Below are 26235 nucleotides of genomic sequence, written 5' to 3' on the forward strand. Positions count from 1 at the left end.
GTGCAATAATCTCGTTATTGTGCTTCTACAAACAGTTACTCCTCAAAATTCACACTTACACGTAACGCTTTCAAGCCAGCTACACCCTGAAGTTCTTCCAATTCCAGGCGTTCTATAGTCGGGAGCAGCAAATTTTGTGTTTGTAGTTGTTTAATATAGCTTATCTGCTCTTCTGCCTCGGCATCCGTGAAATAAACCAGCGCTATCTTACCGGGTTGTGTGAGTCGTTCACTTCCATCGGCCAGCATTACTTTGTCTATCCGCTTTTTGATTACTTCATAACGGATGTTGTAAGCCCCTTCTACGTCAAACCGGCGTTCGTCGTTCCGGAAACTGATATCAATAGGCATGCTGTGGATAAATATCAATTGCGTAGTTTGCAATGCAGCCGGCATTTGATCCATCAGACGGTGCGTTAAACGGGATACTTCAACCATAGAGGTTAACTGCCAGATACGCATCTTTCGCAAATAATCTTGTGTAAAGGGTATCTTTGGTGTAATGGCCTGCCCCACGTAGATGTCGTATTCTACCCCATCTGTCCTTATTTTTTCAAAGTAGCATGGGTATAACGCCTGCAATTGTTTCTCGGCTTGCTCAAAGTAGTTATTCACTGCACCGTTAATCATTTGCATCGCCATTTCCAGGCGGTTGCGATGCGTAAAGGCTGGGCCTTCACAATCCAGCGCAATCATATCCAGGTAAGCGTCTACAGTATCGGCAGCATCCGGATGTTGTTGTTTGTAATGGGTTAAACTTAAGCCGGCTTCACTTTCTAAAAACTGTTCAATCAACATCTCATCGCTGGTAGTAATAAAGCTTTCCACTACTTGCTGCCAGTGTTTTGCCTTATTAATTAGATCAGCCCATTGTTCATCGGGATGCTGCGCCTGTACAGTTTGCAGAGTTTTCACCAGTAATTTAAGAACTCTTTTTAAATCTTGCTGTAAGGCTAAATTACGCTCAACTGTTGAATTTCGAATATCAATAGCGCCGTATAAGGGATAAACATCTTTAAAAACAATACTACCTATCTTAATTTTATTGCCCTTGTTTTTCGGGATGCGCAACCATTTCCAGGCTGTTTCGTTAAACTTCCATTGCACAGAGGGTTGCAGGGATGTAAACTTATCTTTTATTACTGCATCAATACGTTCGTTAAAATGTTCAATGCTATTTTGCAGCAGTTGTGCAATAAGTGGCAAGGCAAATTCCAAACGCGACAGCAGGTTTTCATAAAACACCAGTTCTTTTTCAGAATACACCTCCATCACACCTGCAATGTGCTTGTGGTAATATACCGGAATAAGCGCATACGATTTAATACCCGCCTGCCTTAAGGTTCTTAAAAAGGAGTATTTTTGTTGCTTTGACTCTGATATCGAGCTAAAAAAAACTGCTTTAGGCTGGGCCTCATAACGTTCAACTAAAGCACAAAAAGTCTCTTCGGCCAAGCCGTATTTGTGGGCCGATTGAATAAGTATACTCTGTGAGCACGATGTCATATCAAACACCGGTTCGCCGTTCAACTTCAAAAATGGCAACAGGCCAAAACTTACATCGTTGTTCTCAGTAAGCGTTTTTAGCGAGTTGATAACTTGCTTATATAGTTCTTGCTCGTCATCTACAAAATTATTAATGGCTTCACGGATGTTGTCAATAGATCGACGGGGCGTTACATCTTCCATCGTTATCACCGAAAACCCCTCTAACTTAAACAAGCTTAATGGTAAAATATCCTGCAATATTTCTACACCGGCGTCATCATGCAGGTAATTTTCGATAGTTTCAAATTCCAGTTCAGGCAGTTCGCCTTTTACTTTGATATCAATAAAACTGGTATCAATATGGATACGGTAATAGCGGGTTAAACCGGTATTGGCATTAGAATAAGAGTAGTATACATGGTTACTTAAAACCGACGTAAAATCATATAGCCTTTTAAGTATAAGCCGGTAAATGTATTCCAGTTGCTGTTTATAAAAAGCATCATCGTTAGTAATGATAGATGGCCAGGTGTTGTTAATATCCTGACTGGTGATAAACTCATAAAAAGCATCAGTACTGTATAGTATTTTATTAGGTACTGGTGTGCTAAGACCCCACAAATAAGCCTTTTCACTTAATAGTGCGGGTGATAGTGCACTATAAATCAATTCAAGTGCGTATTCATCTTTTTTTATCTGGTTGGTTTCTGGCTCGTGCCCAGGTTGCACGCCATCATTAAAATGATCGAGTATAAAGCGGTAAAATCTGCCTTTAACCGTATCCTCAGTCGTCAGACGTTCTTCTACATGGTCAATAAATGGCTTGAAAGACAACGTTGTTTCAACCAAGTTTAAACCAGACAAGCTCTTATTGATGTAAAATGAAGTAGTTTGCATATAATGCTCTGTGGCAATATTAATCAATTATTAAAAATTGATTAAAACAAGCTGCAAATTTAAAACCAAGTCTGTTATTTCTGGCTTGAAAGGTACTTAAACTCTAAAATATTACCTCTACTAAACTCATCTCCCTCGTTTGAGATAAAAAGCGTGCCTTTTTGATCAAAAGCAATACCCTCGGGCTGGCGGAAGGTTCTCGGGTTTAATGGATAAACTGCTGTTACTTTAAAACTATCATCGGCAACTACCAGTAATTTGTTGACAGATGAAACGATATACCACTCTTTAGTACGCGGATTATAAGCCATAGCAGACGGACGGAACTTAATTTTCTTATCATCTACAAACTGATGTATCTGTGAAACCTCAATTTTGAAGTTACCGGCCGGCTTTAATGACCCATCTGTTTGCATATCAAAAACGTAGCCCGTACTGCTTTGAGTTGTTTTTTCGTCGGCACAGTTTTTACAAAGCACGTATACTTTTTTAGTAGACGCATTAGCAAACAAGCTTTCATATTCGCCCATTGGCAATAAATCGGCCAGTTCATGTACATCTGCAGCTTCTGATTCGTGAATGCCGCTTAGCGGAAACATATATAGCTTTCCATTACTTTTCAGCACAATAACCTGATCATTGCAAATGGCTATATCTTCATAATCACCGTGCTTGCCAAACTTTGTTTTCTGAAATTTAGGTGCTGTTATGCGACCATAAAACAGACGACCCTCTTCATCCTGAATAGCGTAAACTGTTTTGGTGTCAAAGTTATTAAAGGCGATACCCGATATTTCCAGCAAATCTTCAGGCATATTATGCTTTTCGGGCTCCCGGAAATTATAACCTTTGGGGCTTTTATAAGCGGTTTGATTTTCTTTTTGCCCGCACGAAAAGGTTACCACGCCTAATAATATATATAATAGTACAACAGCTTTTTTCATTGTTATTAATTGTATTAGCAATTATGCATTTGCCGTACGATTTTGCAGCATTTCATAAATTAACTGCTGCGACCGTACCGGCGCATCATTACTTTCAACAGGAATATTGTTAAGTTGTTCGTCAATTCGTACAGCTTGTGTGTTATCACGCAGTTGCAGGTCCAGCATCTGCAATATTTCGCCCTTTACTTGCTCGTCAACTACCGGGAAGCAAACCTCGATACGATGATAAATGTTACGGTTCATCCAGTCGGCCGAACCCATGAACAATTTGGGGTTGCCTTGGTTACCGAAAACAAAGATACGGCCATGCTCCAGGTAGCGATCTACAATGCGGGTAACCGTAATATTTTCGCTCATGCCCGGCACGCCCGGTATCAATCGGCATATACTGCGTACAATCATTTTAATCTGCACACCGGCCTGGGAGGCTTCGTAAAGCTTATTAATCAGCACCTCCTCTTCCAGATTATTCAGTTTGATATGGATATAAGCCGGCAAACCTTGACGGGCCAAGGCAATCTCTTCATCTATCAGTTCCAAAAAACGGCTTTGCAAATTAAACTGTGCCACTAGCAAATGCTGAAACGGAATCAAATCAGGTGAAGTGGGCTTTTCGCGGCGGGCCAAAAACAAAAACAGCAGCTCCATTTCGCGCAGCAGGTGATGATTGGCCGTAAACAGAATGTGGTCAGTATAAAAACGTGCCGTATTTTCATTAAAATTACCGGTAGCCAGCAAGCCGCGGTACATGGTACGGTAACCATTTGACAGCTTTACCAGTGCGATTTTGGCATGCACCTTTAATGCAGTAACGCTGTATATCAGTCGGGCCCCAGCCGCACTTAGCTTTTTAGCCCACTTGATGTTGTTGGCTTCATCAAACCGGGCTTTTAGCTCAATCATTACATACACCTGCTTGCCGTTTTTAGCAGCGCTGATGAGTGCATTCACAATTTTCGAATCGCTGGCTACACGATATAACGTTACATAAATTTCCTGCACATCGGGCCGGATGGCTGCCTCGTTGAAAAAGCGCAACACCGCATGATAGTCCTGATACGGCGGATGCAAAACGTAATCTTGCTGACCGATGCTATCTAGTATAGAATCTGCCTCGGCCAGCGTATTATGCCGCAAGGCCGGCCATTTGGGCGCTGTTAAAGCTGAATTTTTGACCGGAAAGCTGGCCAAATCGCGCAAGTTATGGTAAACACCACCGGCAACAGCGCTACCTTCCTGCAAATTCAGCACATGGCTAATGATGCTTAAGGAACGTAACGGTAAACCGGGCTGGTATAAAAAGCGGGTAGCCAAACCAAAGTCGCGCTTGCCTAACTGCTTTTCTACCGCTGTGGCCAAGTCAACATTAAACTCGTCTTTGATATCGAACTCCGCATCGCGGGTTACTTTAAAGCTATAGCAACCCGTAATTTTAGTAGAAAAAACTTTATCAAGGTTATAGCGCACTATATCATCCAGAAAAGCAATGTACGTTTCGCCGTCTGCTGTTACGGTAAAAAAGCGGGGCAACTCGTCTGATGGGATGTTGACCACCATCAATGTTTCAATGCCCTCCTCTTCCAGCACTACCAGAAAGTACAGCTTGTTATTCTCCGGAAAAAACGTTGTGTTTTCCGTTAATTCAACCGGCTGCAAAAAGGCCAGCACTTCACCAAAAAAATAATCGGTTGTTTGTTGCTTGATGGCTGCTGGGAAGGGTAAATTATAAAGCAGCTGTATATGGTTAGCCTGCAATTGCGGCAAAATATCCTGCGTTAGGATACGACCATATTGCTCCTGCTGGGCCTGTATCATCTGCTGGGCTTGCAGAAACTCATCAGGAAGTACCTCTACATCCAAGGCTTTATGATTGCGCTCCTGCAATTTTTGCAAGGCCCTTAATACTGGCATCCGTACCCTGTAAAACTCATCCAGGTTGGATGAAAATATAGACAGGAAGGTAATCCGGTCTAACAACGGTACCGGTCCACGGGCTGCTTCCTGCAACACACGGCCGTTAAAGGTTAGCCAGCTTAAATCGCGATTAAAGTAGGTTGTTACCATAAATTAATGACCACTTCCGTTAATAGCTGATGCAATAATGAACGCCAATACAGAGGCTATTAGCCCAAACATAAAGATATTGTATGAAGCCCGCAGCAACCGGTATTTACGACCTAACACAACACCCTGCGAGTACACATCCACAATTAAGCTGCCGTACAGATATTCACGGTCGGCCATTACTTCGCGCATACCAGCCACATAATCTTGCAAGCTCATGCGGTAAAAATTACCAAAAAACAGCAGGTTCACCTTTTTGTCGTCTACATCTTGTTTGGTAAAGGTACCCGGCGGCAACGATGGGCGGGTAGCCAGTATGGCAAAAATCATGGTGGTTAAACTAACCATTAAAATAATAAAGGTGGGAATAATCAGATAACTATAATCTTCCAAACGGCGCAGCAATAAACTGATGATGGCTGATAGAATAATGGAATTTACGGTAATCATGATATGTGCCTTATTATCCGCCATATCACTCAGGCGCTGGTGGTTGCTGGAACTTACCCTAAACATGGTTTCTACACCTTTTTCGGGCCGTTCTTTCTTATCAACCTTTTTTTCCTGATAAACGCCGGTTGGCGCAGGTGCAGCTGGTAACGGTTGCGGCTCGGCAGCTTTAGGCTTTTCAGGAGCGGCTTCTGCCTGTTGTTGGGCTTGCCATTCGGCTTCTTTATCTTTTAAAGACTGCAAGTTTTTTTGCTTACCGGTATCTAAAAGCAAACGAGCGTAATCGGTATGGTAATGATGCATCTGCAAAAAGCGAATGGTTTTTTCGCGCCACTCGTGTTTGCTCTTTTCAATTTCAAAAATATCGTTGTACTCCCGACGCATCATTTTGTTCTTTTCCGCAAAGTCATCAGAGCCTAAGTGGAATAGGTCAGCATCACAAAGAATTTCCTGAAGCAATCCGGTTGGTGCTTGCGGTACTTTGGTAGCCATAATACAGCCTTTAACTTGTCCAATAAGGTCATTATCCAACTGTTGGGCTTTTAAATAGGCTTCGGCAATGCGGGCGCTTTCTTCCTCATGCTGTTGCATATTGGTAAAATAGCCGGTGTCATGAAACCAGGCGGCTGTCATTACCACAAAAAAGTCTTTATCATTCAACTGATAATGATTGCTGATTTGTGTGGCTGATTTTACCACGTCCTGTATATGCTTAAGATTATGATATTTTAATTTATCAGCGTTGTGACCGGCATAAAATGATAAAACATGCTGTTTTACCTGCTCCAGCATTTCTTGGTAATTCATGGTAAACGTAAATAGGTTTTGCACTAAGGTAGTAATTATGCAAGATAACACACTATGCCCAAAAGTTGTTGGTCTAGTGCGGCGGCTTGCCTACCTGCAAATATCATTAATGCAAAAACAGTGATTTAGTTTTACCTGACAGTGTCAAACTGCACATGTTTATAACGAATGCATCGGGCATTAGTAATTTAACACGAATTCGGATACAAGATATTTCGGCGTAGTTGGTGAATGAACAGTAAGTTGCGGCAGGCTATGGGCCTCTACCCGCAACTTGTTTTGTTTGTGTTAAGATACTTTCTTAAAAGTGTCTGCTATGGATAAAAGTTCTCCTTTAGTAATGTTTTCGGGATTATTAAATTGCTGTATCACCATACTGCGCGGCATATTGATGTGGCCGCCACTGGTTATTACCACTACCCCATCCTGGTAAGTGCTGTGGTCTTTATAATTGCCTATATGACTGTTAAATTCAGATAAACGGATCAGCAATTCTACAATAGCGTAAGTAGGTAAGTCGTCTTTGGGCATGCGGCAAAATTAGCTTAACTTATTTATAATGCTGTATTAACATTATGTTAACACAATTTAGGTTATTTAACATTTTATTGATAAAAAATTATATTTGCTCTTATACTGACCCTGTAAAAACATTAGTTCATGAAAACTTCTTTCTTTGGCCAGATGCTGCCCGACAACAACCATGTATTTTACGGTTTATTTAACCGGGCAAGCGCTATCAGCGCAAACATGGCTAAGTTGCTTTATGAGGCGGTAAGCCAAAATGCCATACATGGGCAAACCACACATTTTGGCCAGATAAGCCGTTTAAAAATCGAAGCGACTGAATTGAAGCGGCAGGTGTATGCAGTATCGGGCAAAGCGTTGATTTCACCATTTGAGCGCAACGATATGTATGCATTGGTAACAGCATTGGTAAACGTGGCCGATTACATTGACATATCTGCCCGGCGCATTAACCTGTATACTATTGATGTGATTACAGCACCCATTAAAGAGCTTTGCAGCCTGATTGTACAAGCAAGCGTACAACTGGAAAAGTGCGTACATGCATTAAGTAACATTCGCCACCCTGAACCGATTACCGAAAGTTGTAACCAAATAAAACAGCTTGAACATTATGCAGATACCGTGCACGGGAAAGCTGTTGCAGCCCTGAATGCCGAAGAAACAGATATTTTTCAGCTGATAAAATACGGCGAAATTTATGCAGCTTTGGAAAGAACCACAGATAAATTTGAACACGTGGCTTACGTAGTAGAAAGCATTTTGGTTAAAAACAGCTAAAGGCTGTTACCTGCTTTTTTTGCAGACTTTTGAAATAAGACAGGTTGCCGGCTTTTGTAATAGGCCATAGTAAGACGTATCATGCGGTTGTAAGTAAACAAGCCTGCGGGCTGATTATTGGCCTTCAAAAACTGATCGTAAAACAAACTGCTGATAACGCCTATACGACTTTCATACCCTGTCCAATAAGCACTGTCTATTTTAACCTCTTGGCGTACAGTTACAGACAAGCGTCGCCGTAATTCGTGATGGGCTATTGTATCGCGTCGGCGCAGGTAATGCATAAATTCAAGCATGGCCATATAGTAAGCCGAATATTTAAACAAACGGTTCGATGATTGCACACCGGCCGCGAAACCAATAAAGTTGGCTTCGTCTTCACGGCCATATCCCATTTGATGCCCCATCTCGTGCGCACAGGTAACCGGCTTGTTGATAACAGGCATCTGGTAGTTCATCTGTGCCTCGCCGGTAAAGGGGTTGTAGTACCCCAACGTATTCATGTAATTTAGCAAAGGCGTAAACAGCGATGGCTTCACAGCCGGCTTGTCGTTACGGTAGGCCGGCTCATTTTTGGCCAGTTGTATTATTGCTTTTTTGGCTTGTAGGTAAATCAATTTATTGGGTTGATTACGATTGGCTGGGGTTACCTGCACGGCGTAGCTATTAGCACTATCTATCAGTAACCTAGTAATTGTTTTTACATCTGTTAGGGTATAGGTGGTGTCTTGCAAACCAACGGATTGTGCTATAGGCGGTCTAAAATAATTTAGTCCCCAAAACAAGTAAAAAACAGCAATTAAAATTTGAACAGTCATTACTATCTTCAAAGCAAAATACCCCATCAGCCTAAAGTTTTTGCGTATACCCAGCTTTATTAGTTTTGCCAAAGTATATAACAACCCACCTATCAACACCAAGTAAAACACATCCCCTATACTAATGGGCAGCGCATTGAAAATTGCATGCAATACATAGACCACCACCGGATAAATTCCTCTGGAGTAATAATGCTCAATAAAATTGGGGAAGTTGGCTGCGGTGGCCATCATCAATAAAAGCACCCCGAGCCCGGCTACCAAAAGCAATCGCCGTTTAACGAGGTGTTTTGGTGGGTTTGATAAAATCATCCGGCAAAATAACTTCAGTTACTGATATGTGCAAAAAAGCTTTCGTGCTTTCGTCTTCTTAGTTTAACGGCCGATATTTGAGAAACGAAATGAGATGTATCAACTTTTTAACAAACCCTCATTTATATTATAATTTACATAGTAAAGTATTAAATTTGATAATAAAAATATATTAAAATAACTCTTTTACCGTTAGGTAATGATGTGGCTAAACAAACTTCGCCGAAAAAGATTACTGCTGCCTGCTCTTATTTTTGTACTGGAGCTGGCAGCCTACGCCCAAAAAAAGGACGATGATAAAAATCTGATTGCGGGTCATCTGCAATCAAAAGAAATGGACGAGACATCGGGTATTGTCGCTTCTGACATCCATCCCAACGTGTACTATGTGCATAACGACAGTGGCGATACAAGCCGTTTTTTTGCCATTACACCGTCGGGGCAATTAAAGGGCACATTTTATTATCAGGGTGAGCCAAAAAAGAACAACCGTTTTAATGTAACCGACTGTGAAGATATTGCCATCGGCCCTGGGCCTGCATCGGGCAAAAGCTATGTGTATATTGGTGATATTGGCGATAATAGTGCTAACCGCAAGCATATTACCGTTTACCGTGTGCCAGAACCCACCCTTGCCGATACGGCACAACATGTACAGGCTACACCACTTTATGTAAAATATCCTGACGGCCCAAAAGATGCTGAAACCATGATGGTGGATCCGGTAGAAAAGTTAATTTATATTGTATCTAAAAGACGAAGTTCGGTTACGGTTTATACCACACCATTAGATTACAAGACTAAAGACACCGTAACCATGACCAGCCGTTGCCAATTGCATTTTAAGGGCATTCAACCGCTGAAGTGGATTGTAGCCGGCGACATTTCGAAAGACGGTCAGCAGATTTTGCTAAAAAGCTATTCAAAGGTGTTTTACTGGAAACGAAACCCGGGCGAACCTGTATGGCAAACCATGCAACGCAAACCGGTTATATTACCTTATGAACAGGAATATCAAGGCGAAGCCATAGGCTTTGCCCCTGATGGCAAAAGTTATTATACAGTTAGTGAAAAGGCAAAATCGCCCATTTATCATTACTGGATACCGTAGCTTTTTTGAACACTTTCGGGATGACTTTTTAATAGAGCTGCGTCTTTGTCACTCCATCGCAACATAACACAGCTGCCGTTGCATGCACTTAACACATCCGCTACTTTTGCCTTAATACTTTAAACAATAAAAAGATGAAAGTTAAAATATGGTCGGATGTGATGTGCCCGTTCTGTTACATCGGCAAGCGGCGCTTTGAGCAGGCTTTAGAAGCTTCGCCATTTAAAGACCAGATTGAAATAGAATGGAAAAGCTTTCAGCTGAACCCAACACTGCAAACCAATCCATCTGTTAGCGTACATCAGTATCTGGCCGATATAAAAGGCTGGACACCAGATTATGCCCGGCAATTAAACAGCCAGGTAAGTGAAATGGCCGAACAGGTAGGTCTGAACTATAATTTTGATATTGCTGTAGTAGCCAACAGTTTTAAAGCTCACCGCTTTAGTCATCTGGCTAAGCAGCAGGGCTTGGGTGATGCCGCCGAAGAAGCTTTATTTAAAGCCTACTTTACCACCGGCAAAAACATCGACGACAACGATACACTAATAGAGATAGGCACACAAATAGGGCTGGATGTACAAGCCCTAAAAGAAACGCTTGAGAGTGATGCTTTTGCAGATGATGTACGACAGGACGTCCGCGAAGCAGAAACACTTGGTATTCGCGGTGTACCGTTTTTTGTAATGAATGATAAATATGCCGTATCGGGTGCACAGGCTTCCGAGGTGTTCTTTAACACTTTGGTAACCGCCTATAGCGAATGGCACCAGCAACAGCCTAATGGTTTGCAGATAATTGAAGGCCCAACCTGCGATTTGGATGGTAATTGTGATTAATTAAACAGCTATATAAGCAACAAAGGCCGGAATATTCATTATTCCGGCCTTTGTTATTTTATTTATATTATTAAACAGTAGTGACGTCTGTTTGGGCAGGTACATCTTTATACTTAGGTGTGCCTATTTTACCACCACGGTTATCACGTGCAGTACGCGAAAATACCGAAAGCTCTCTATCGAACAAAAACTCGAACAGCAAACGTGTGTATGAGGTATGGTGACCTAGGCTATCATAATGCCCATTAGCCATTGCTTTCAATTTAGGTAGGTTATTCCATGGCACTGACGGAAAATCGTGGTGCTCATTGTGGTAACCAACGTTAAGATTAAAAACGTTCAAGCGGCCATAGTAGCTTTTGGTTTCCTGCTCGCCATGGGTAAGGAAGTGCTCTTGCACCCAGCGCGCACCCAGCGGGTGTAACCCCACCGAGAAGAAGAAACTTAACATCAGGTACAATACAGCTTTAGCACCTAAAAAGTAAATTACAGCGCCAACAAAGGCTATTTCTACCAACCAGTTCACCAAGGTCCAGGCGTCAAACAATTTGATTTCTTTTAAGCGGAACGGACGAAGGGCCTGAAATATTGGGTAAAACAACAGCCACATAGCCTTGCCGAAAGTGGAGTTATTAATCAGTTTAGCTTCCCAACGGAAAGGCATATCAGCATCCATAGCTTCAACACCTTGATAAGTATGGTGCTTTAAGTGATACTTTTGGAAGGATACTGAACTAGGCAGCATTAATGGAAGATTAGCAAATATACCGGCCCAGGTATTTAACGTTTTGTTTTTAAATACCAGGTTGTGTGAACATTCGTGAATAGATACGAACAGTGTATGACAGGCAAAAGCTCCAACGCCATAAGCGGCCAGTGCTATCCAATACCACGCCACATCTTTAAGCGCCCATGCCATAGTGGTTTGTAGCACAACACAAAAAGTTATCACTAAAAAGGTGTAAGGGTTACGACCAATCAATTGTCGTATTTCGGGATGCTGTTTGATGATGGTTTTGGTACGCTGCTTGTGTGGTTCGCTCTCATCCGACCACCGGAAACTCTTTTTCTTTGCCATTCTGATGTTATAACTTATTAGCTTTTAACTGGCTAAAGATAATTATATTGTCAAAAAGGTAACTCATAAAAAATAAAAAACCGTATTTGCAACGATATCCCATCGTTGCAAATACGGTAAACAATAAAAAATCACCAAAAAGGTTTTGCCGGTGTTTTAGGAAATTACACCGTACGGTGTAAGTAAAACGCCGTTATGCGCGTTGGTTACACCATTGGCATAATCATCTCCATCTACAAAAAACTTTTCGTTTTCAATCAAGATGCGATGATCCTCTACCCTAAAATCGCCTTTTATACCCAAAACAACGTCTGGGCGTTGGGCCTCTATCTCATTCACAATATGGCTGGATAAACCGGCAATTTCATTTTCTGTGAACTGGTGTACTTCCAGTATGGGGTGATGGCTGTTGGCATCGCGGTAAAAGCCAATACGGTAATCGTCAGTTTTGGTAACGATACTAGTGCCTTCCTGCGCCCGGTTGCCGAGAATTTCAACAGGTAAATCATCACTTGATGTAATGTGTGCATCAATGGTAAGCACCTTATCGGTGCCGCCGTTTATGTGTCTGTAGTGTGATAGTATCCGCAAAAAATCTATACGGCGGCTGGCATCGGCATAACTAACGGTTGGCTGTTCGCTTAAAAAAACGCTTGTGCCAAAAATGAATGCATATTTCATAATAATGATCAGCTTGGTTGGTTTATAGTTAAACAATCAACCCAGGCACCAAAATGTTTTAAATAAGTTGTGTGGTTAATTTACTACCGCCTGCAAAAAACGGTGTACGGCATAAGTAGATAATTGCCCACCTGGACCGTTCAAGTGATAGTCAAATCCATGTGTAGCCCAAGGCAAGCGTAACCAATAGTGCGGGATTGCATTTTGCTGTAATTTGTTATCCAGTCGACTACTGTGCTCATAGGCCACCAGCACATCGTTACCGCCGTGTATAATAAGAGCAGGCACACTTTGCCGGTTTACAAACGCAATAGGTGAACTGGCCGCATAGTTATGTGGTACTTGCGGATAATATCCGCCCAGATAATTAGCCATTACCCTGCGCGAATCCATCACCAGTTTACTGGCAGGTACCGAATATCCCCAAACCATATCAGCCGGACCGTAAAAATCTATCACTGCTTTTATGCCCCTATTGGGTAAGGTATAGGCCGCCAATAAGGCTACCTGTGCCCCGGCCGACCTACCTAATAATACAAACTGGCTGGTATCAATTTTCAATTCATCAGCATGGCGATGCAAATAGTTAAGTGCTTCGGCTACATCCTGCACCGGTGCAGGACTTTTCCATCTTGGGGCCAACCGATAATTGATGCTGGCCACCTGGTAACCGGCTCTGGCTAGATAGGTATTTAATTCGGGCAGTTGTTTGCTGTCGCCACTGCTCCATGAACCGCCGTGAATGACTACTACACAAGGGCGCTTGCCTTTGGTGGGTGCAGCATAATAATCAAGGGTTAAATTGGTATCCTGACAGTTAGCATAAGTAAATGTTTTGTAAGGCTGCACATCAGCACCTTTAAAAAGATTGCTTAAGGTAAATGGTGACCTTTTAATCAAACTTTCATTAGGCAAGCTACCGCACATATCTAGTGCCTTAGCCATGTCGGCAGGCAAGCTTTTGCCTATACGATAGGCACTGATAATGGGCCATGTAAAAAAATACAGTGCTGCAATGCCAATTAATGTTCCGGCTATTTGATATTTGCCAGCCCACCATCCGGTTAGCAAAAGCAAAATAGTTATGGCGATGAAGATAACGGAATACTCGGTTACCATAATAGCCAACAGCCACAAGTGATAAGTTGGGGCTTTAAACACCACAAGCAGCGATGCCAGAAAGATAATAATGAGCAGAATAAGGCGAACCATAGAATAGCTTGTAAAGGGTAAAGATGATAAAATGTTTTCAAGCTGATGTCGGGGGATATAGTTTCTAAAACTGTTCATCATAACATTATTACAATATTAAACTGCCTCCTTCACACAAAAACCTTCAAAAATCCCTACTTTTCAATCGACAAATTTCTGACTTCATCTGAATGAAAAAACTGCTACTCGCTCTTTTATGCTGCCTGCCGGCACTGGTTTTTGCTCAAAAGTTTACCCCGCAAGAAATTGCCCGTTACCAGGCGCAAGCCAAACAGGTAACTATCATTCGCGACAATTGGGGTGTACCGCATATTTACGCTAAAACTGATGCCGATGTGGTGTTTGGCCTGCTGTACGCCCAATGCGAAGAAAATTTTAAGGGCATCGAGCGTAATTACCTGTACCAGCTAGGCAAGCAAGCACATATAGATGGAGAGAGCAACCTGTACACAGACGTTCAACTGCAGCTGATTGCCGACAGTGCCGATGCCATTAAAGAATACAAAAGCAGTGCCCTTTGGTTTAAAAAGCTAATGGATGCCTTTGCCGACGGCGTTAATTATTACCTATACAAACATCCCGAAACAAAACCACAGGTACTTACTCATTTTGAGCCTTGGTACGCCTTGATGTTTACGGATGGCAGCGTTAACGCCACAGTTACCGGCGGCATCAATTTGAATGAAACCCGGCAATTCTATAGTAATGCGCCCGAGGCAAAGATAGGTGCACTGCAAAAACCAACACTAAGTTTGGAAGACCGCGTATTTGATCGCGAGATTGGCTCGAATGGCTTTGCCATTGGGCCTAACAAATCGGCTTCGGGTAACGCTATGTTATATATCAATCCGCACGTGCCGTTTTACTTCCGGTCAGAAGTGCATTTGGTAAGCGAGGAAGGGCTAAATGCCTACGGTGCGGTTACCTGGGGTCAGTTTTTTATCTATCAGGGATTTAACCAACATTGCGGTTGGATGCATACCTCCAGTAATGCAGATGTGGGCGATGTGTATCTGGAAAAGGTAACCAAAAAGGGCAATGAATGGTTCTACGAGTACAACGGCAAGCAAATGCCGGTTATGCAACGTCAACTAACCATTAATTGCAAAAAAGGCAACGAAGTAGCACCCGTAAAAATTACTGGTTTCTATACGCATCATGGTCCTATTTTGGGTAGCCGTAACGGGCAATGGATGAGCCTGAAGGCCAATAACCGTTCGTACAACGCTTTGCTCGAATCATGGCTGGTTACCAAAGCCAACACCTATGCGCAGTATCAAATAGCAATGGATTTACTATCCAACGCTACCAATAATACCGTTTATGCCGATGACAAGGGTAACACGGCTTTTTGGTATGGCAATTTTGTGCCTAAGCGCAACTCTAAGCTGGATTGGACACAACCGGTTGATGGCACTACTTCGGCTACCGAATGGCAGGGGTTACACGCGTTAAGCGAGCTAGTGCAGGTACATAATCCGAAAAGTGGGTGGATACAAAACTGCAATGCTACTCCCTATGCCTCGGCCGGTGCCGAAAGCCCGGATGCCAGTAAGTATCCGGCCTATATGGCACCCGATGGGCAAAATTATCGAGGTGTAAACGCAGTACGGTTATTTGACAACAAAGAGAAACTTACATTAGACGCTTTAATTACCAAAGGCTACGACCATTACCTGGCTGCCTTCGATGTATTGCTGCCACCGTTGTTTAAAGCTTACGAGCAGGTAACTGATACGGCTTTGAAACATGTACTTACGCCGCCAATCCAAATTTTGCAACAATGGGATCGTAACTCGGCCGTAAACTCGATAGCCACAACACTGGCCGTTGAATGGGGTACCCGCATTATGGGCAGCCTCCCTCGCCCATCATCATCCGAGGAAGGCACGTATCAAACCAAACGTATAGAGCAGCTCGAAAAAACATTAACCTCCGAGCAGCAATTGTCTGCCTTTTTAGAAACGCTGAATGATTTACGTAACCGATACGGCACCTGGCAAGTGCAATGGGGCTACATCAACCGTTACCAGCGCCCGGCCGACGGTAAAACATTTGACGATAATCAGCCTAGCCTAGCCGCATCTTCAGTGGCATCCGTTTTTGGACAGCTTCCATCATTTGTAAGCCGGTTAACACCCGACACTAAACGCCGTTATGGATATTCGGGAAACAGCTTTATTGCAGCAGTAGAGTTTGGTCCGCGTGTTAAAGCCAAAACGGTTATCACCGGCGGCCAAAGTTTCGACCCGGCCTCCCGGCATTTTACCGACCAGGCACAGATGTACCTGGATGGCAAATTCAAAGATGTGCTGTTTTATAAAGAGGATGTATTGAAGCATGTAGAGCGGAGCTACCATCCAGGAGAATAACGATAATACGTCCTTATACATTTTCCCTTTTTGAGGTTTATGCTTTTATTTAATTTCCTCCAACAGCTAACAACTTAATTCACCCGTTCGTTTCTAGCCTACAAGAGCTTTAGAAGCACTAAAAAAAGTTAAACAAAGGCACAAACCTTAACATTATCATTCCCCTAACAATATAACATAACGCCAACAATCTATCTCACGGGCAATCCCTATCTTTGCCACCATCATGTTGATACATCAGTTTTATGATACCGATTTGGCACATGCCTCGTACGCCATATTACGGGCAGGCCGAATAATAGTAATTGACCCGGCACGCGACCCGCAACCCTATTATGATTTTGCAGCTTTACACGAAGCCGATTTAGTGGGCGTGATTGAAACACACCCGCATGCTGACTTTGTGAGTTCACATTTGGAAATGCACGAAACAACCGATGCTACCATTTATGTGAGCAATTTGTTAGGCGCCACCTACCCGCATCAAACTTTTGATGAGGGCGATGTGATTGAGCTGGCCGATATCAAACTAAAAGCAATCAATACACCGGGCCACTCGCCGGATTCTATTTGTGTTTTGGTAGAAGACGAAAATGGTGTAGACGTAGCCATTTTCACTGGCGACACGCTGTTTGTTGGTGATGTAGGCCGCCCCGATTTACGTGAAGATGTGGGCAACATTACCGCTAAAAAGGAAGATTTGGCAAGGCAGATGTATCAGTCTATCCAACAAAAACTGGCAAAGCTGCCTGAAGATGTGGTAGTGTATCCGGCCCACGGTCCAGGTTCGCTTTGTGGTAAAAGCATGAGCTCGGATTTGCAGAGCACCATTGGCCGCGAGCTACGCCAAAACTACGCCCTTCAAGTGCAAAACGAACAAGAGTTTATACAAACACTGATTACCGATCAGCCCTTTATGCCACGTTATTTTGGTTTTGATGTGGAATTGAATAAACAAGGTGCACCATCTTATCAGCGAAGTATAAGCAGCGTTCCACAATTAGCCAGTGATGCGGTTTTAGAGGCCGATACTATTATTATTGACGTTCGCCCGAAAGCCGCTTTCAATGCCGGACACGTGCAAGGCACTATCAATTTACAACTGCAAGGAAAATTTGAGACTTGGCTGGGTGCCATAGTTTACCCCAATGAACCGTTTTACCTGATAGCAGGAGATGAAGAAACGCTGCATACAGCTATTAAACGGGCGGCTAAAATTGGTTACGAAGCACAGATAAAAGGCGCTTCCATAACGCCTGCTAATGCAACCGAGCAATCGGCCGAATTACAATTGGAAGATTTTAAGGCGCAGCCCGAAGCCTATACCATCATTGACGCCCGTAATTGGAATGAAATCAACCAAAAGCTGGTATTCGAAAATTGCATGACTATTCCACTGCCCGAACTGCGCGACCGGTTAAATGAGGTACCTACCGATAAACCTATTGTAGTGCACTGCGCTGCCGGTTACCGTTCTGCCGCCGGCCGGAGCATCCTCGCCGCAAAAATTAAAAACGTTGCGGTTTATGATTTGGGCGAGGTGGTAGTTGAATTTGTAAACGAACCTGCAAACTAATGAATACCGACCACCTATCCATAGTCACTACAGCCGACGGTTCTAAAACAATATTCAACGCACAGGTTGGCGAAAATTATCATTCGCGGCATGGCGCTTTGCAAGAAAGTCAGCATGTATTTTTAAACTCGGGTTTACGCTATTTTTTGGCCGGTAGCGATGCCAACACCGTTTCGGTGTTGGAAGTAGGTTTGGGCACAGGTCTAAATTTTTTATTAACGGCTGATTTTTGCACAGCCAAGCAAATACAATTAAATTATACCGGTATTGAAGCTTTTCCATTAAATATTGAAATGCTAAGCAACACCGGATATGAGCAATACATTTCCAGCCAAATGTGGCAAAGTTTTTTGCAGCATTATACCCAATCACTACAGCAGCCAGTTACATTAAATGAATATTGTGTGTTTCAAACGGCACACTGCCAGCTGCTGAACTTTTCGGCAAGTCAGCAATATGATGTCATTTACTTCGACGCCTTTGCCGCCATTCATCAACCGGATATGTGGAATGAGGCGGCAATAGATCATACGCTACAGTTTTTAAAGCCCGGCGGCGTGTTTGTTACCTATGCCATTACCGGCAACCTGAAACGCCAAATTAAAGCTTTAGGCTTAAAAGTAGAAAAAGCACCAGGCGCACCGGGTAAGCGCGAAATGCTGCGTGCCGTAAAGCCAGCTTAATCTACCGGGAATGCCATAGTAGTGGTTAAAGCGTTTTCGGCCTGGCGCGAGTCCAGCCGTGTATGCTGCACTACCACCGGCATGTTACTGGTAATAACCGCAGAATAGCCAATGCCACGCGGTACAGGTGCCGGATCATGCATATTGTTAAAACGCTGGTGCACGGTTCGACGCGCGGGCACGTCTACCTTATAGGGGCCAATAGGTTCTTTGTCTTCAAAATAAAGGGTAATTTCAACCTTTGCATCCATATCACCGGCATTAAGTATGCAAGCGGCCTCATGGCTGGTAAACTCCGGCTCAGGCCCGGTTCCGTAAGCCGGTATATAACCATCGGCAATTACCCATATTTTTTTTCCAATTGCTTGCATAATATTCTTGTTTGGAATGCAACAAGCTGTATAAAAAACAGTTTGGGCTAAGTTTGCAATACGTACTTTTGCTAATCTAAAACATATACTTATGCCATTAACAGCGCCTGTAACGGCTAACAACTCATCAGCAGCCTTTGAACGCCTGCTGACCATAATGAACGATTTGCGCGAGAACTGCCCTTGGGATAAAAAGCAAACCCTGGAAAGCCTGCGCCATCTTACCATAGAAGAAACCTACGAACTATCAGACGCCATACTGGACGGCGACATGGACGAAATACGCAAAGAATTGGGCGACATTATGCTGCACTTGGTATTTTACGCCCGCATTGCTTCTGAAACTAACCAGTTTACCATTATTGATGTATTGAACGGCATTTGCGATAAACTGATAAACCGCCATCCTCATATTTATGCTGATGTTGATGTAAATAACGAAGACGACGTAAAACGCAATTGGGAACAAATTAAGCTTAAAGAAGGCAACAAATCTGTACTGGTTGGCGTACCGGCTTCATTACCGGCATTGGTAAAGGCATCCCGCATTCAGGAAAAAGTACGTGGTGTAGGGTTTGACTGGGAAGATAAAAGCCAGGTTTGGGAAAAGGTAGAAGAAGAAATGCAGGAGTTTAAAAACGAATTTAATACCGAAAGCAATGAGGTTATTGATCATGACAAAGCCGAAGGCGAATTTGGCGACCTGCTGTTTTCGCTGATTAACTACGCCCGTTTCATCAACATCAACCCCGAGGATGCATTGGAAAAAACAAACCGCAAATTCATCAAGCGCTTCCAACACCTGGAAAACCGGGCACGTGAGCAAGGCAAGCAATTACAAGATATGACCCTTGCCGAAATGGACGTGTATTGGAACGAGGCTAAAAGCTTATAATATTTTCATTAACACTTGTTACACTTAAGCTCTGCCTTACGTATTGCCATTAATTAAATGATTTTGATTGATGATGAGAATACGTTTAGGCGGGGCTTTAGCATTAATAGCAGCATTGGCAACCGGCTGCTTAAAAAGTAATGAAACACCTATTGTACAACCGCAGGGTACATTTACAGGTATTTTTTATAAGTTGCGTAATCCCCGTTATGTAAACGCTAAGCAAATATGGGATACTACCAAGATTAACTTAAGTTTACAATTAAGCGGCAATAATTTTGCAGTAACCGGCGACACTACGCTACATGCAGGCAGTAAAGGGTTATTTGGTTACAACAGTGCCTATATAGAATTTCAAGATAATACTATTCCTGCTGGTAATACCAAACCTTTAACAGCATTACCTAAAATTCACCTGGCTGGTACCTACCCTTATCAATATGATGGCAGCATATTTCGATTAAAAGCGTGGAATGATACATTGGTTTATTTTTACGATTTGAAAAAATAATATTTGCGTTAACTTACTGTTTATAGCCTGATCGACTTATCCTGAATGCGTGCACATAACAGCATTGCTGAAATTGAGCTTATTCAGCAGTGTAAAGATGGTAGCTTAAAATACCAGGAATTGCTGTATAAGCGGTTCTATGGCTATGCTATGGGTATAGGTTTGCGCTATAGCACCAACCGGGATGATGCACAGGAAGTAGTTAACGACGCCTTTATAAAAGTATTTAACACCATCAACACCTATAATACCGACCGGCCATTTAAAGCTTGGTTACGGCGCATTGTTATTAACACCTCGATAGACCGCCGGCGCAAGGACTTAAAATTCCAGTTACATACAGACATTGATGATGCCGTTCACATTGGGCATAACACTACTGCCGTTGAGCTTTTAAACGCCGAAGATATATTAAAGATGATGAACATGTTGCCGGCCATACAGCGTACTATATTTAACATGTACGAAATTGATGGTTACAACCACGATGAAATAGCGGATATCTTATCCATACCTGCCAGTTCATCAAGAGTGTACCTGAGCCGGGCCAAAGAAAAATTAAGAAAAGCATTAACCACAGAATCTCAGAACCATGAGTGAACAGTTGGATGACGATATAAGAAAGCGTATCAGCAACGTTTTCGACAACTACCAGGAGGATGACCTGGCGGCTGACGAAGGCTGGTTGTTACTGCGTGAAAAATATCCTGAAAAAGCCAAGCGCCCGATAGTAGGCGTATGGTTTTGGCGGGGTATGGTAGCGGCGGTACTATTATTGCTATGCCTTGCCGGTTTGTGGCTGCAACAACGCCGCCCGCAAACCGATCAGTTGGCCGGTACCCGTAATCGTAGCAAAGCACATGCACAGTCACCATCATCCCGCATTAATGAGAAACTTAGCGGCAAAGATAACCCGCAGCAAACCGGAAATGCAGCTTCATCTAACCAAAGTCATGAACGTTCTGATAATCAGAACAATGGCAGCACCATACCTAACACTTCTGTGCCTTCAACTCGTGAAGTGTACGCGCAGCGCAAATCACCTTCATCTAAAAATTCGTCTGAATTATTAAAGCCAACACTACCACAAAAGCAAAGCCCGGCAAATATCTATGCTCCTGGACAACCATCAATCACCATTACTTCTGTTACTGTTGATAAGGTAGTTATTGATAAAAACAGCATAACATTACCTCAAAACAATACTTTTACCGACAGTGCGGCGAATGCTTCCAAAACTATCTTAGCACAACAGAAACCTCTAACTGCTACCGGCGCAAAAGATTCTGCAAAAACCTTTACTAAAAAACCGTCGATGATTGAACTATTGGCTAGAGACCAGCAAGAACGGTCGCCAAAATTCAATAACAATAAAAAGCAGGAAAGCGACAAACGGGTTATTTACAGTGTATATGCGGCAACCTACGTTAACTACGCTAAAGGCAGCAGCACCCAGCCCAATGTTGGCGCAGGATTTACTTCGGATATTAAGCTCGCTGGTAATTTAAAGCTGTCCACTGGTTTATCTATTGCCCAAAATAAACTTAACTATAGCGGTGAACCTACACAGCCTAGTATTATGCTGGATGCTGTTAGAGCAAGCAGTGTATCATCATCCGTACAAAACGCTCCTATTGCATCGGCCATACCACTTGGTTTTGCTGCACGTGTAACAGGCCCCGCCGTGGTAGTAAGAAGCTATAACGTAAGCTTAACCGGATTAGACTTGCCTATTAACCTGAAATATGAGTTCAACCCACGCAAAACCGACACGTATATTGCGGCCGGATTAAGCTCGAGCACGTTTATTAATGAAACTTACCGTTACCAATATGATAACAATGTGGGCAATGCTTTAAGCGCATCATCCACCGAAAATATTCCGGATGCCAGCAGCCGCACTGGTTTCAACAGGTTGGATTTTGCCCGCACACTGAACGTTGCTTTAGGTATGGGCGTACAATTGGGTAGCAGCAACCGACTGGTTATCGAACCGTTTTTAAAATATCCGCTTGATGGTTTAGGATCGCAGCAAATACGCTTTGGTGCGGGCGGCGTAAACCTTAAACTAAAGTTTCAGAAACCTAAAAAGTAAAGTTATTTGAACCGGATGGCCCTGACAGGCGATATCTTGCTTACTAGGGTTGACGGTATCATCAGTACCAGCAAACAGACAACTAAAGTACCAAGGTTGAGCAGCATTACATCAAGTGCTTCCAGCTCTATTGGTACAAAGGTCATATAATAAGATGCTTTATCCAGTTTCAAAAAATGCGTATTGTTTTGGATAACGCCTAAGCCTACGCCCAACAGATTACCCAGCAGCAATCCCAATCCAATAAGATAGGCGGCGTTATACAAAAATATTTTTTGGATACGCCAATTATCCGCCCCCATGGCTTTCAACATGCCAATCATGGCCGTACGTTCTAAAATCATAATCAACAGGGCTGATATCATGTTGATGACGGCCACTACTACCATCAATATCAGCATCACCTGCGCATTTACATCAAGCAGCTTGAGCCATTCAAAAATGGTAGGATAAGTTTCATCGATGGTATAGGCGTGCAAATAGGTTGGTAATATGGCATTCAAACTATCATAGGCCTGCGCACGCTCACCAAAATTAGCCACTTGTAGCTCATACCCTCCAACCTCATTGGCCGACCAATCGTTAAGTCGCTGTATGATAGAAAGGTTACCGATTACAAACGTTTTGTCCACATCTTCTACCCCTACTTCATAAATACCCACAATGGTAAATTTGCGTTTGCGCGATGTTTCCTGAATAAAGTACATCAAAAAATCATCACCCACTTTAAGCTTTAAGCGTGCTGCCGTATAGCTGGATATCATGATCTGCTTTTGCGCAGCTACTGAGTCGGCCATGTTAATCACCGTGCCGGCCATTAAAGTTTTTCTAAAAGTGGTCCAGTTATAATTTTTATCTACGCCTTTTAGTATTACCCCTTCAATTTCATCATTGGCTTTGATGATGCCCGGCTTGGTGGCATATGGCATTAAACGGGTAATTTGGGCGTCGCCTTTTACCAGGTGCTCAAACCCCGGATCTATTTTAAAAGGCGTATTTTCGTACGAAAAATTGTTATCGAACTTGGTGATCTGCAAATCGCCGGCAAAGCCACGAACCTTTTGCTGTATTTCGCGCTTAAATCCTTTTACAATAGCTACCGATAAAATCATCACGCCTAAGCCCAGCATAATGCCCACAATGGCAATACGCACAATCAGCTTAGAGAAAGTACGCTTAGACTGAAAGGTAATTCGCGAGGCGATGAACGATGAAAAATTCAATGCAGATAGTTTTTTTGTACTTTCGCAAATATGCGGATTTGCTGTTAAACCCAACGGCAAGCCAAATTGTTTTTTATTGATACCTGCCATGAAGTTAAGTTTTTATACTGCTATAACAGCACTTTCCGTACTACTGCACACTGCGTGCCAGGGGCAAACCCAACCCAGTCGCCCGGTAGGCGCTATACGCTCCATACCGCTGGTAAAAAAAGGAGATCAAGGTATCCGAACCGGTGCCGACCAAACCACACTCTACTTTAATTACCTGAAAGGCCGCCGGGTTGGCATGGTGGTGAATCCAACTTCTATCATCAGTTCCACAAAAATGCCTTTGGTGGATAGCATGGTGAGGGCCGGCATCAGCATTAAAAAGATATTTGGGCCCGAGCATGGCTTTAGGGGCGATGCCAGTAACGGCGCTACTGTAAGTAGTAGTGTTGATGCCAAAACCGGTATACCGGTGGTATCTTTATACGGTAAAACTTACAAACCTGCAGTTGAAGATTTGAAGGACCTGGACCTGATGATTTTTGATATACAGGATGTAGGCACCCGCTTTTATACATATATATCTACATTGCATTATGTAATGGAGGCATGTGCCGAAAACAACGTAGAGCTGATGATCCTCGATCGCCCTAACCCCAACGGCTTTTTTGTAGACGGCCCGGTGCTGGATAGTGCTTTTAAATCATTTGTGGGCATGCACCCCATACCCATTGTACACGGCATGACCATTGCCGAATATGCCCAGATGATTAACGGCGAGAATTGGCTTAAAAACAAGGTGCAATGCAAACTTAAAATCGTTAAAATGGCTAACTACCAACACGATATTCCATATGTATTACCGGTTAACCCATCGCCTAATTTAAATACAGCACAATCCATTCTGCTGTATCCGGGCATATGCCTTTTTGAGGGCACTACGTTGAGTTTGGGCCGTGGCACTATGTTTCCTTTTCAAATGGTTGGGCATCCGGCACTAAAAGGAAAATATTCGTTTTCATTTACACCAGTAAGTATTCCGGGTATGAGCGAAGATCCGCCGCAAAAAAATCAGGTTTGTTATGGTATTGATTTACGCCAGTACGATACTAATCAGCTACGCAAAAGCAAACACTTAAACTTGACTTGGTTGTTAAACCTGTACAAAACCTTTCCGGACAAGAGCCACTTTTTTAACGCTTATTTTACCAAGCTGGCCGGTGCCGACAAATTACGTAAACAAATTGAGGCCGGTTCAAGCGAAAAAGCCATCCGGGCCAGTTGGGAACCAGCGCTGAGCCGCTTTAAAACCATGCGAAAAAAATACCTGATTTATCAGTAAAGTGTAATTGTTGTACCTTGCGAAACAATGGTTCAGCGTCATTGGTTCATAAGTGTTGCCTGACAGTTGAAAGTTCAGTCGTATATGGACCATGAACAATCACCTATGAACTAAATATCTATCAAAAAAAATTATACAACTACTATGAGAATAGTTTTTATGGGTACGCCGGAGTTTGCTGTTGCTTCGCTTGAAGCATTGCTGGAAGCCGGAAGCGATGTGGTGGGTGTGGTAACGGCACCCGATAAACCAGCAGGTCGTGGACAAAAGCTGACCGAATCGGCCGTAAAGCAATACGCCGTATCGCAAGGTTTGCCGGTATTACAACCCGAAAAGCTTAAAAGTCCCGAATTTTTAGAACAGCTTAAAGCCTTAAATGCCGATTTACAAGTGGTGGTAGCTTTTAGAATGCTGCCCGAAGCGGTTTGGAACATGCCGTCAAAAGGCACTATCAATCTACATGCGTCTTTATTGCCTCAATACCGTGGTGCTGCGCCTATTAACTGGGCTATTATCAACGGTGAGCCCGAAAGCGGAGTTACTACTTTTTTTCTGAAACATGAGATTGACACCGGCGACATTTTGTTTGTAGAAAAAGTAAGCATAGCCGATGATGTGACCGCTGGCGAGTATCACGACCGCCTGATGGCTAAAGGCGCAGGTTTACTGGTAAAAACTGTAAAAGCCATTGAAAGCGGCCGCTACACCGAACAACCACAGGAACAGCTGATTGAAGGACAGGAACTAAAGCATGCGCCTAAAATCTTTAAAGATGATTGCAAGATTAACTGGAATCAGCCTATTGATAAGGTGTATAATTTAATTCGTGGCTTAAGCCCCTATCCTACTGCTTTCACCGAGCTAAACGGCAAAGTGTTAAAAGTTTTTAAAGCCGAAAAAGAATACGCATCGCCCGAAGCAGAAACAGGCACTTTTGTGACTGACAATAAAACGTTCCTCAAGTTTGTCTGCGATAACGGTTACATTAGCCTTACTGATGTGCAGTTAGAAGGTAAAAAACGTATGGGAATCGAAGAATTTCTTCGTGGCGTTAAATTATAAATAATTGCTTAAGCAGGCTTTATGTAGAGCCTGCTTAACTCATCCTATCAAATTTACGTCATAAAAATCTGTTGTAAGCGTTTATTCGTTAATGCCTTTTAATTTT

At 43.0% G+C, this 26235-nt stretch carries 23 protein-coding genes; 12 read left to right on the forward strand and 11 right to left on the reverse strand.

What is annotated here, in order from left to right; genetic code table 11:
* Positions 1-35: 35 nt before the first annotated feature.
* The 5 genes from GPM24_RS00420 to GPM24_RS00440 form a co-directional block, all read right to left on the reverse strand.
* Positions 36-2384, reverse strand: coding sequence for a GAF domain-containing protein (locus GPM24_RS00420; protein ID WP_158824772.1), 2349 nt, complete (start codon positions 2382-2384; stop codon positions 36-38).
* 74 nt (positions 2385-2458) lie between these two features.
* Positions 2459-3328 carry an SdiA-regulated domain-containing protein gene (locus tag GPM24_RS00425; protein ID WP_158824773.1) on the reverse strand — a complete coding sequence of 290 codons (870 nt, stop codon included), beginning with the start codon at positions 3326-3328 and terminating at the stop codon, positions 2459-2461.
* A gap of 21 nt (positions 3329-3349) precedes the next feature.
* Positions 3350-5395 carry a polyphosphate kinase 1 gene (gene ppk1, locus GPM24_RS00430; protein ID WP_158824774.1) on the reverse strand — a complete coding sequence of 682 codons (2046 nt, stop codon included), beginning with the start codon at positions 5393-5395 and terminating at the stop codon, positions 3350-3352.
* Between the two features lie 3 nt (positions 5396-5398).
* On the reverse strand, positions 5399-6652 hold the full coding sequence (locus GPM24_RS00435; protein ID WP_158824775.1) for a Pycsar system effector family protein: 1254 nt from the start codon (positions 6650-6652) through the stop codon (positions 5399-5401).
* A gap of 288 nt (positions 6653-6940) precedes the next feature.
* Positions 6941-7183 carry a hypothetical protein gene (locus GPM24_RS00440; protein ID WP_158824776.1) on the reverse strand — a complete coding sequence of 81 codons (243 nt, stop codon included), beginning with the start codon at positions 7181-7183 and terminating at the stop codon, positions 6941-6943.
* 129 nt (positions 7184-7312) lie between these two features.
* Between GPM24_RS00440 and GPM24_RS00445 the strand changes: the two genes are divergently transcribed.
* Entirely contained in the window at positions 7313-7960 is a 648-nt protein-coding gene (locus GPM24_RS00445; RefSeq protein WP_158824777.1) for a DUF47 domain-containing protein, read from the forward strand.
* On the opposite strand, the gene GPM24_RS00450 is transcribed toward GPM24_RS00445, so the two are convergent.
* Positions 7957-9090 carry a DUF3810 domain-containing protein gene (locus GPM24_RS00450; RefSeq protein WP_158824778.1) on the reverse strand — a complete coding sequence of 378 codons (1134 nt, stop codon included), beginning with the start codon at positions 9088-9090 and terminating at the stop codon, positions 7957-7959. The genes GPM24_RS00445 and GPM24_RS00450 overlap by 4 nt on opposite strands.
* A 199-nt stretch (positions 9091-9289) precedes the next feature.
* Between GPM24_RS00450 and GPM24_RS00455 the strand changes: the two genes are divergently transcribed.
* Positions 9290-10201 (forward strand): hypothetical protein, encoded by a 912-nt coding sequence (locus GPM24_RS00455; RefSeq protein ID WP_158824779.1) that lies wholly within the window; start codon positions 9290-9292, stop codon positions 10199-10201.
* Between the two features lie 134 nt (positions 10202-10335).
* Positions 10336-11040, forward strand: a complete 705-nt coding sequence (locus GPM24_RS00460; RefSeq protein ID WP_158824780.1) for a DsbA family oxidoreductase — start codon at positions 10336-10338, stop codon at positions 11038-11040.
* Positions 11041-11110: 70 nt separating this feature from the next.
* On the opposite strand, the gene GPM24_RS00465 is transcribed toward GPM24_RS00460, so the two are convergent.
* The 3 genes from GPM24_RS00465 to GPM24_RS00475 form a co-directional block, all read right to left on the reverse strand.
* A complete protein-coding gene (locus GPM24_RS00465; protein ID WP_158824781.1) occupies positions 11111-12118 on the reverse strand; it encodes a fatty acid desaturase in 1008 nt (335 codons plus the stop codon).
* Between the two features lie 156 nt (positions 12119-12274).
* On the reverse strand, positions 12275-12799 hold the full coding sequence (locus tag GPM24_RS00470; protein ID WP_158824782.1) for a hypothetical protein: 525 nt from the start codon (positions 12797-12799) through the stop codon (positions 12275-12277).
* 75 nt (positions 12800-12874) lie between these two features.
* Entirely contained in the window at positions 12875-14092 is a 1218-nt protein-coding gene (locus GPM24_RS00475; protein ID WP_233268698.1) for an alpha/beta hydrolase, read from the reverse strand.
* A gap of 89 nt (positions 14093-14181) precedes the next feature.
* On the opposite strand from GPM24_RS00475, the gene GPM24_RS00480 reads away from it, so the two are divergent.
* From GPM24_RS00480 to mnmC2, 3 genes are all read left to right on the forward strand, one after another.
* Positions 14182-16383: a penicillin acylase family protein gene (locus tag GPM24_RS00480; protein WP_158824783.1), complete on the forward strand. Its 2202-nt coding sequence runs from the start codon at positions 14182-14184 to the stop codon at positions 16381-16383.
* A 226-nt stretch (positions 16384-16609) separates the two neighbouring features.
* Positions 16610-17959, forward strand: coding sequence for a rhodanese-like domain-containing protein (locus GPM24_RS00485; RefSeq protein ID WP_158824784.1), 1350 nt, complete (start codon positions 16610-16612; stop codon positions 17957-17959).
* A complete protein-coding gene (gene mnmC2 / locus GPM24_RS00490) occupies positions 17959-18642 on the forward strand; it encodes a tRNA (5-methylaminomethyl-2-thiouridine)(34)-methyltransferase MnmC2 (RefSeq protein ID WP_158824785.1) in 684 nt (227 codons plus the stop codon). Before GPM24_RS00485 ends, mnmC2 begins: the two co-directional genes overlap by 1 nt.
* Here mnmC2 and GPM24_RS00495 read toward each other — a convergent pair.
* Positions 18639-19013, reverse strand: coding sequence for a sensory rhodopsin transducer (locus tag GPM24_RS00495; protein WP_158824786.1), 375 nt, complete (start codon positions 19011-19013; stop codon positions 18639-18641). The two genes, mnmC2 and GPM24_RS00495, sit on opposite strands and share 4 nt — an antisense overlap.
* A gap of 91 nt (positions 19014-19104) precedes the next feature.
* Here GPM24_RS00495 and mazG point away from each other — a divergent pair, with 91 nt between their 5' ends.
* The 4 genes from mazG (at position 19105) to GPM24_RS00515 (ending at position 22514) form a co-directional block, all read left to right on the forward strand.
* Positions 19105-19908, forward strand: a complete 804-nt coding sequence (mazG, locus tag GPM24_RS00500) for a nucleoside triphosphate pyrophosphohydrolase (protein WP_158824787.1) — start codon at positions 19105-19107, stop codon at positions 19906-19908.
* Between the two features lie 70 nt (positions 19909-19978).
* Entirely contained in the window at positions 19979-20419 is a 441-nt protein-coding gene (locus GPM24_RS00505) for a hypothetical protein (RefSeq protein WP_158824788.1), read from the forward strand.
* Positions 20420-20464: 45 nt separating this feature from the next.
* Positions 20465-21019, forward strand: a complete 555-nt coding sequence (locus tag GPM24_RS00510) for an RNA polymerase sigma factor (RefSeq protein WP_158824789.1) — start codon at positions 20465-20467, stop codon at positions 21017-21019.
* On the forward strand, positions 21012-22514 hold the full coding sequence (locus GPM24_RS00515; protein ID WP_158824790.1) for an outer membrane beta-barrel protein: 1503 nt from the start codon (positions 21012-21014) through the stop codon (positions 22512-22514). The genes GPM24_RS00510 and GPM24_RS00515 overlap by 8 nt, the downstream gene beginning before the upstream one ends.
* Before the next feature lie 2 nt (positions 22515-22516).
* On the opposite strand, the gene GPM24_RS00520 is transcribed toward GPM24_RS00515, so the two are convergent.
* Complete coding sequence (locus tag GPM24_RS00520) at positions 22517-23827, reverse strand: ABC transporter permease (protein WP_369409669.1); 1311 nt, start codon at positions 23825-23827, stop codon at positions 22517-22519.
* On the opposite strand from GPM24_RS00520, the gene GPM24_RS00525 reads away from it, so the two are divergent.
* A complete protein-coding gene (locus tag GPM24_RS00525; RefSeq protein ID WP_158824791.1) occupies positions 23826-25067 on the forward strand; it encodes an exo-beta-N-acetylmuramidase NamZ family protein in 1242 nt (413 codons plus the stop codon). The genes GPM24_RS00520 and GPM24_RS00525 overlap by 2 nt on opposite strands.
* A 144-nt stretch (positions 25068-25211) precedes the next feature.
* Positions 25212-26129, forward strand: a complete 918-nt coding sequence (gene fmt, locus GPM24_RS00530; RefSeq protein WP_199269672.1) for a methionyl-tRNA formyltransferase — start codon at positions 25212-25214, stop codon at positions 26127-26129.
* Positions 26130-26235 lie beyond the last annotated feature (106 nt).

This window comes from Mucilaginibacter lacusdianchii, from assembly GCF_009770985.1.
In the GTDB taxonomy this organism is placed as follows: domain Bacteria; phylum Bacteroidota; class Bacteroidia; order Sphingobacteriales; family Sphingobacteriaceae; genus Mucilaginibacter; species Mucilaginibacter lacusdianchii.

What these genes read in the sequence shown, in the direction of transcription:
- GPM24_RS00420 (WP_158824772.1), bottom strand. Translation starts at nt 2,384, where the DNA reads ATGCAAACTACTTCATTTTACATCAATAAGAGCTTGTCTGGTTTAAAC.
- GPM24_RS00425 (WP_158824773.1), bottom strand. Translation starts at nt 3,328, where the DNA reads ATGAAAAAAGCTGTTGTACTATTATATATATTATTAGGCGTGGTAACC.
- ppk1 (WP_158824774.1), bottom strand. Translation starts at nt 5,395, where the DNA reads ATGGTAACAACCTACTTTAATCGCGATTTAAGCTGGCTAACCTTTAAC.
- GPM24_RS00435 (WP_158824775.1), bottom strand. Translation starts at nt 6,652, where the DNA reads ATGAATTACCAAGAAATGCTGGAGCAGGTAAAACAGCATGTTTTATCA.
- GPM24_RS00440 (WP_158824776.1), bottom strand. Translation starts at nt 7,183, where the DNA reads ATGCCCAAAGACGACTTACCTACTTACGCTATTGTAGAATTGCTGATC.
- GPM24_RS00445 (WP_158824777.1), top strand. Translation starts at nt 7,313, where the DNA reads ATGAAAACTTCTTTCTTTGGCCAGATGCTGCCCGACAACAACCATGTA.
- GPM24_RS00450 (WP_158824778.1), bottom strand. Translation starts at nt 9,090, where the DNA reads ATGATTTTATCAAACCCACCAAAACACCTCGTTAAACGGCGATTGCTT.
- GPM24_RS00455 (WP_158824779.1), top strand. Translation starts at nt 9,290, where the DNA reads ATGATGTGGCTAAACAAACTTCGCCGAAAAAGATTACTGCTGCCTGCT.
- GPM24_RS00460 (WP_158824780.1), top strand. Translation starts at nt 10,336, where the DNA reads ATGAAAGTTAAAATATGGTCGGATGTGATGTGCCCGTTCTGTTACATC.
- GPM24_RS00465 (WP_158824781.1), bottom strand. Translation starts at nt 12,118, where the DNA reads ATGGCAAAGAAAAAGAGTTTCCGGTGGTCGGATGAGAGCGAACCACAC.
- GPM24_RS00470 (WP_158824782.1), bottom strand. Translation starts at nt 12,799, where the DNA reads ATGAAATATGCATTCATTTTTGGCACAAGCGTTTTTTTAAGCGAACAG.
- GPM24_RS00475 (WP_233268698.1), bottom strand. Translation starts at nt 14,092, where the DNA reads ATGATGAACAGTTTTAGAAACTATATCCCCCGACATCAGCTTGAAAAC.
- GPM24_RS00480 (WP_158824783.1), top strand. Translation starts at nt 14,182, where the DNA reads ATGAAAAAACTGCTACTCGCTCTTTTATGCTGCCTGCCGGCACTGGTT.
- GPM24_RS00485 (WP_158824784.1), top strand. Translation starts at nt 16,610, where the DNA reads ATGTTGATACATCAGTTTTATGATACCGATTTGGCACATGCCTCGTAC.
- mnmC2 (WP_158824785.1), top strand. Translation starts at nt 17,959, where the DNA reads ATGAATACCGACCACCTATCCATAGTCACTACAGCCGACGGTTCTAAA.
- GPM24_RS00495 (WP_158824786.1), bottom strand. Translation starts at nt 19,013, where the DNA reads ATGCAAGCAATTGGAAAAAAAATATGGGTAATTGCCGATGGTTATATA.
- mazG (WP_158824787.1), top strand. Translation starts at nt 19,105, where the DNA reads ATGCCATTAACAGCGCCTGTAACGGCTAACAACTCATCAGCAGCCTTT.
- GPM24_RS00505 (WP_158824788.1), top strand. Translation starts at nt 19,979, where the DNA reads ATGATGAGAATACGTTTAGGCGGGGCTTTAGCATTAATAGCAGCATTG.
- GPM24_RS00510 (WP_158824789.1), top strand. Translation starts at nt 20,465, where the DNA reads ATGCGTGCACATAACAGCATTGCTGAAATTGAGCTTATTCAGCAGTGT.
- GPM24_RS00515 (WP_158824790.1), top strand. Translation starts at nt 21,012, where the DNA reads ATGAGTGAACAGTTGGATGACGATATAAGAAAGCGTATCAGCAACGTT.
- GPM24_RS00525 (WP_158824791.1), top strand. Translation starts at nt 23,826, where the DNA reads ATGAAGTTAAGTTTTTATACTGCTATAACAGCACTTTCCGTACTACTG.
- GPM24_RS00520 (WP_369409669.1), bottom strand. Translation starts at nt 23,827, where the DNA reads ATGGCAGGTATCAATAAAAAACAATTTGGCTTGCCGTTGGGTTTAACA.
- fmt (WP_199269672.1), top strand. Translation starts at nt 25,212, where the DNA reads ATGAGAATAGTTTTTATGGGTACGCCGGAGTTTGCTGTTGCTTCGCTT.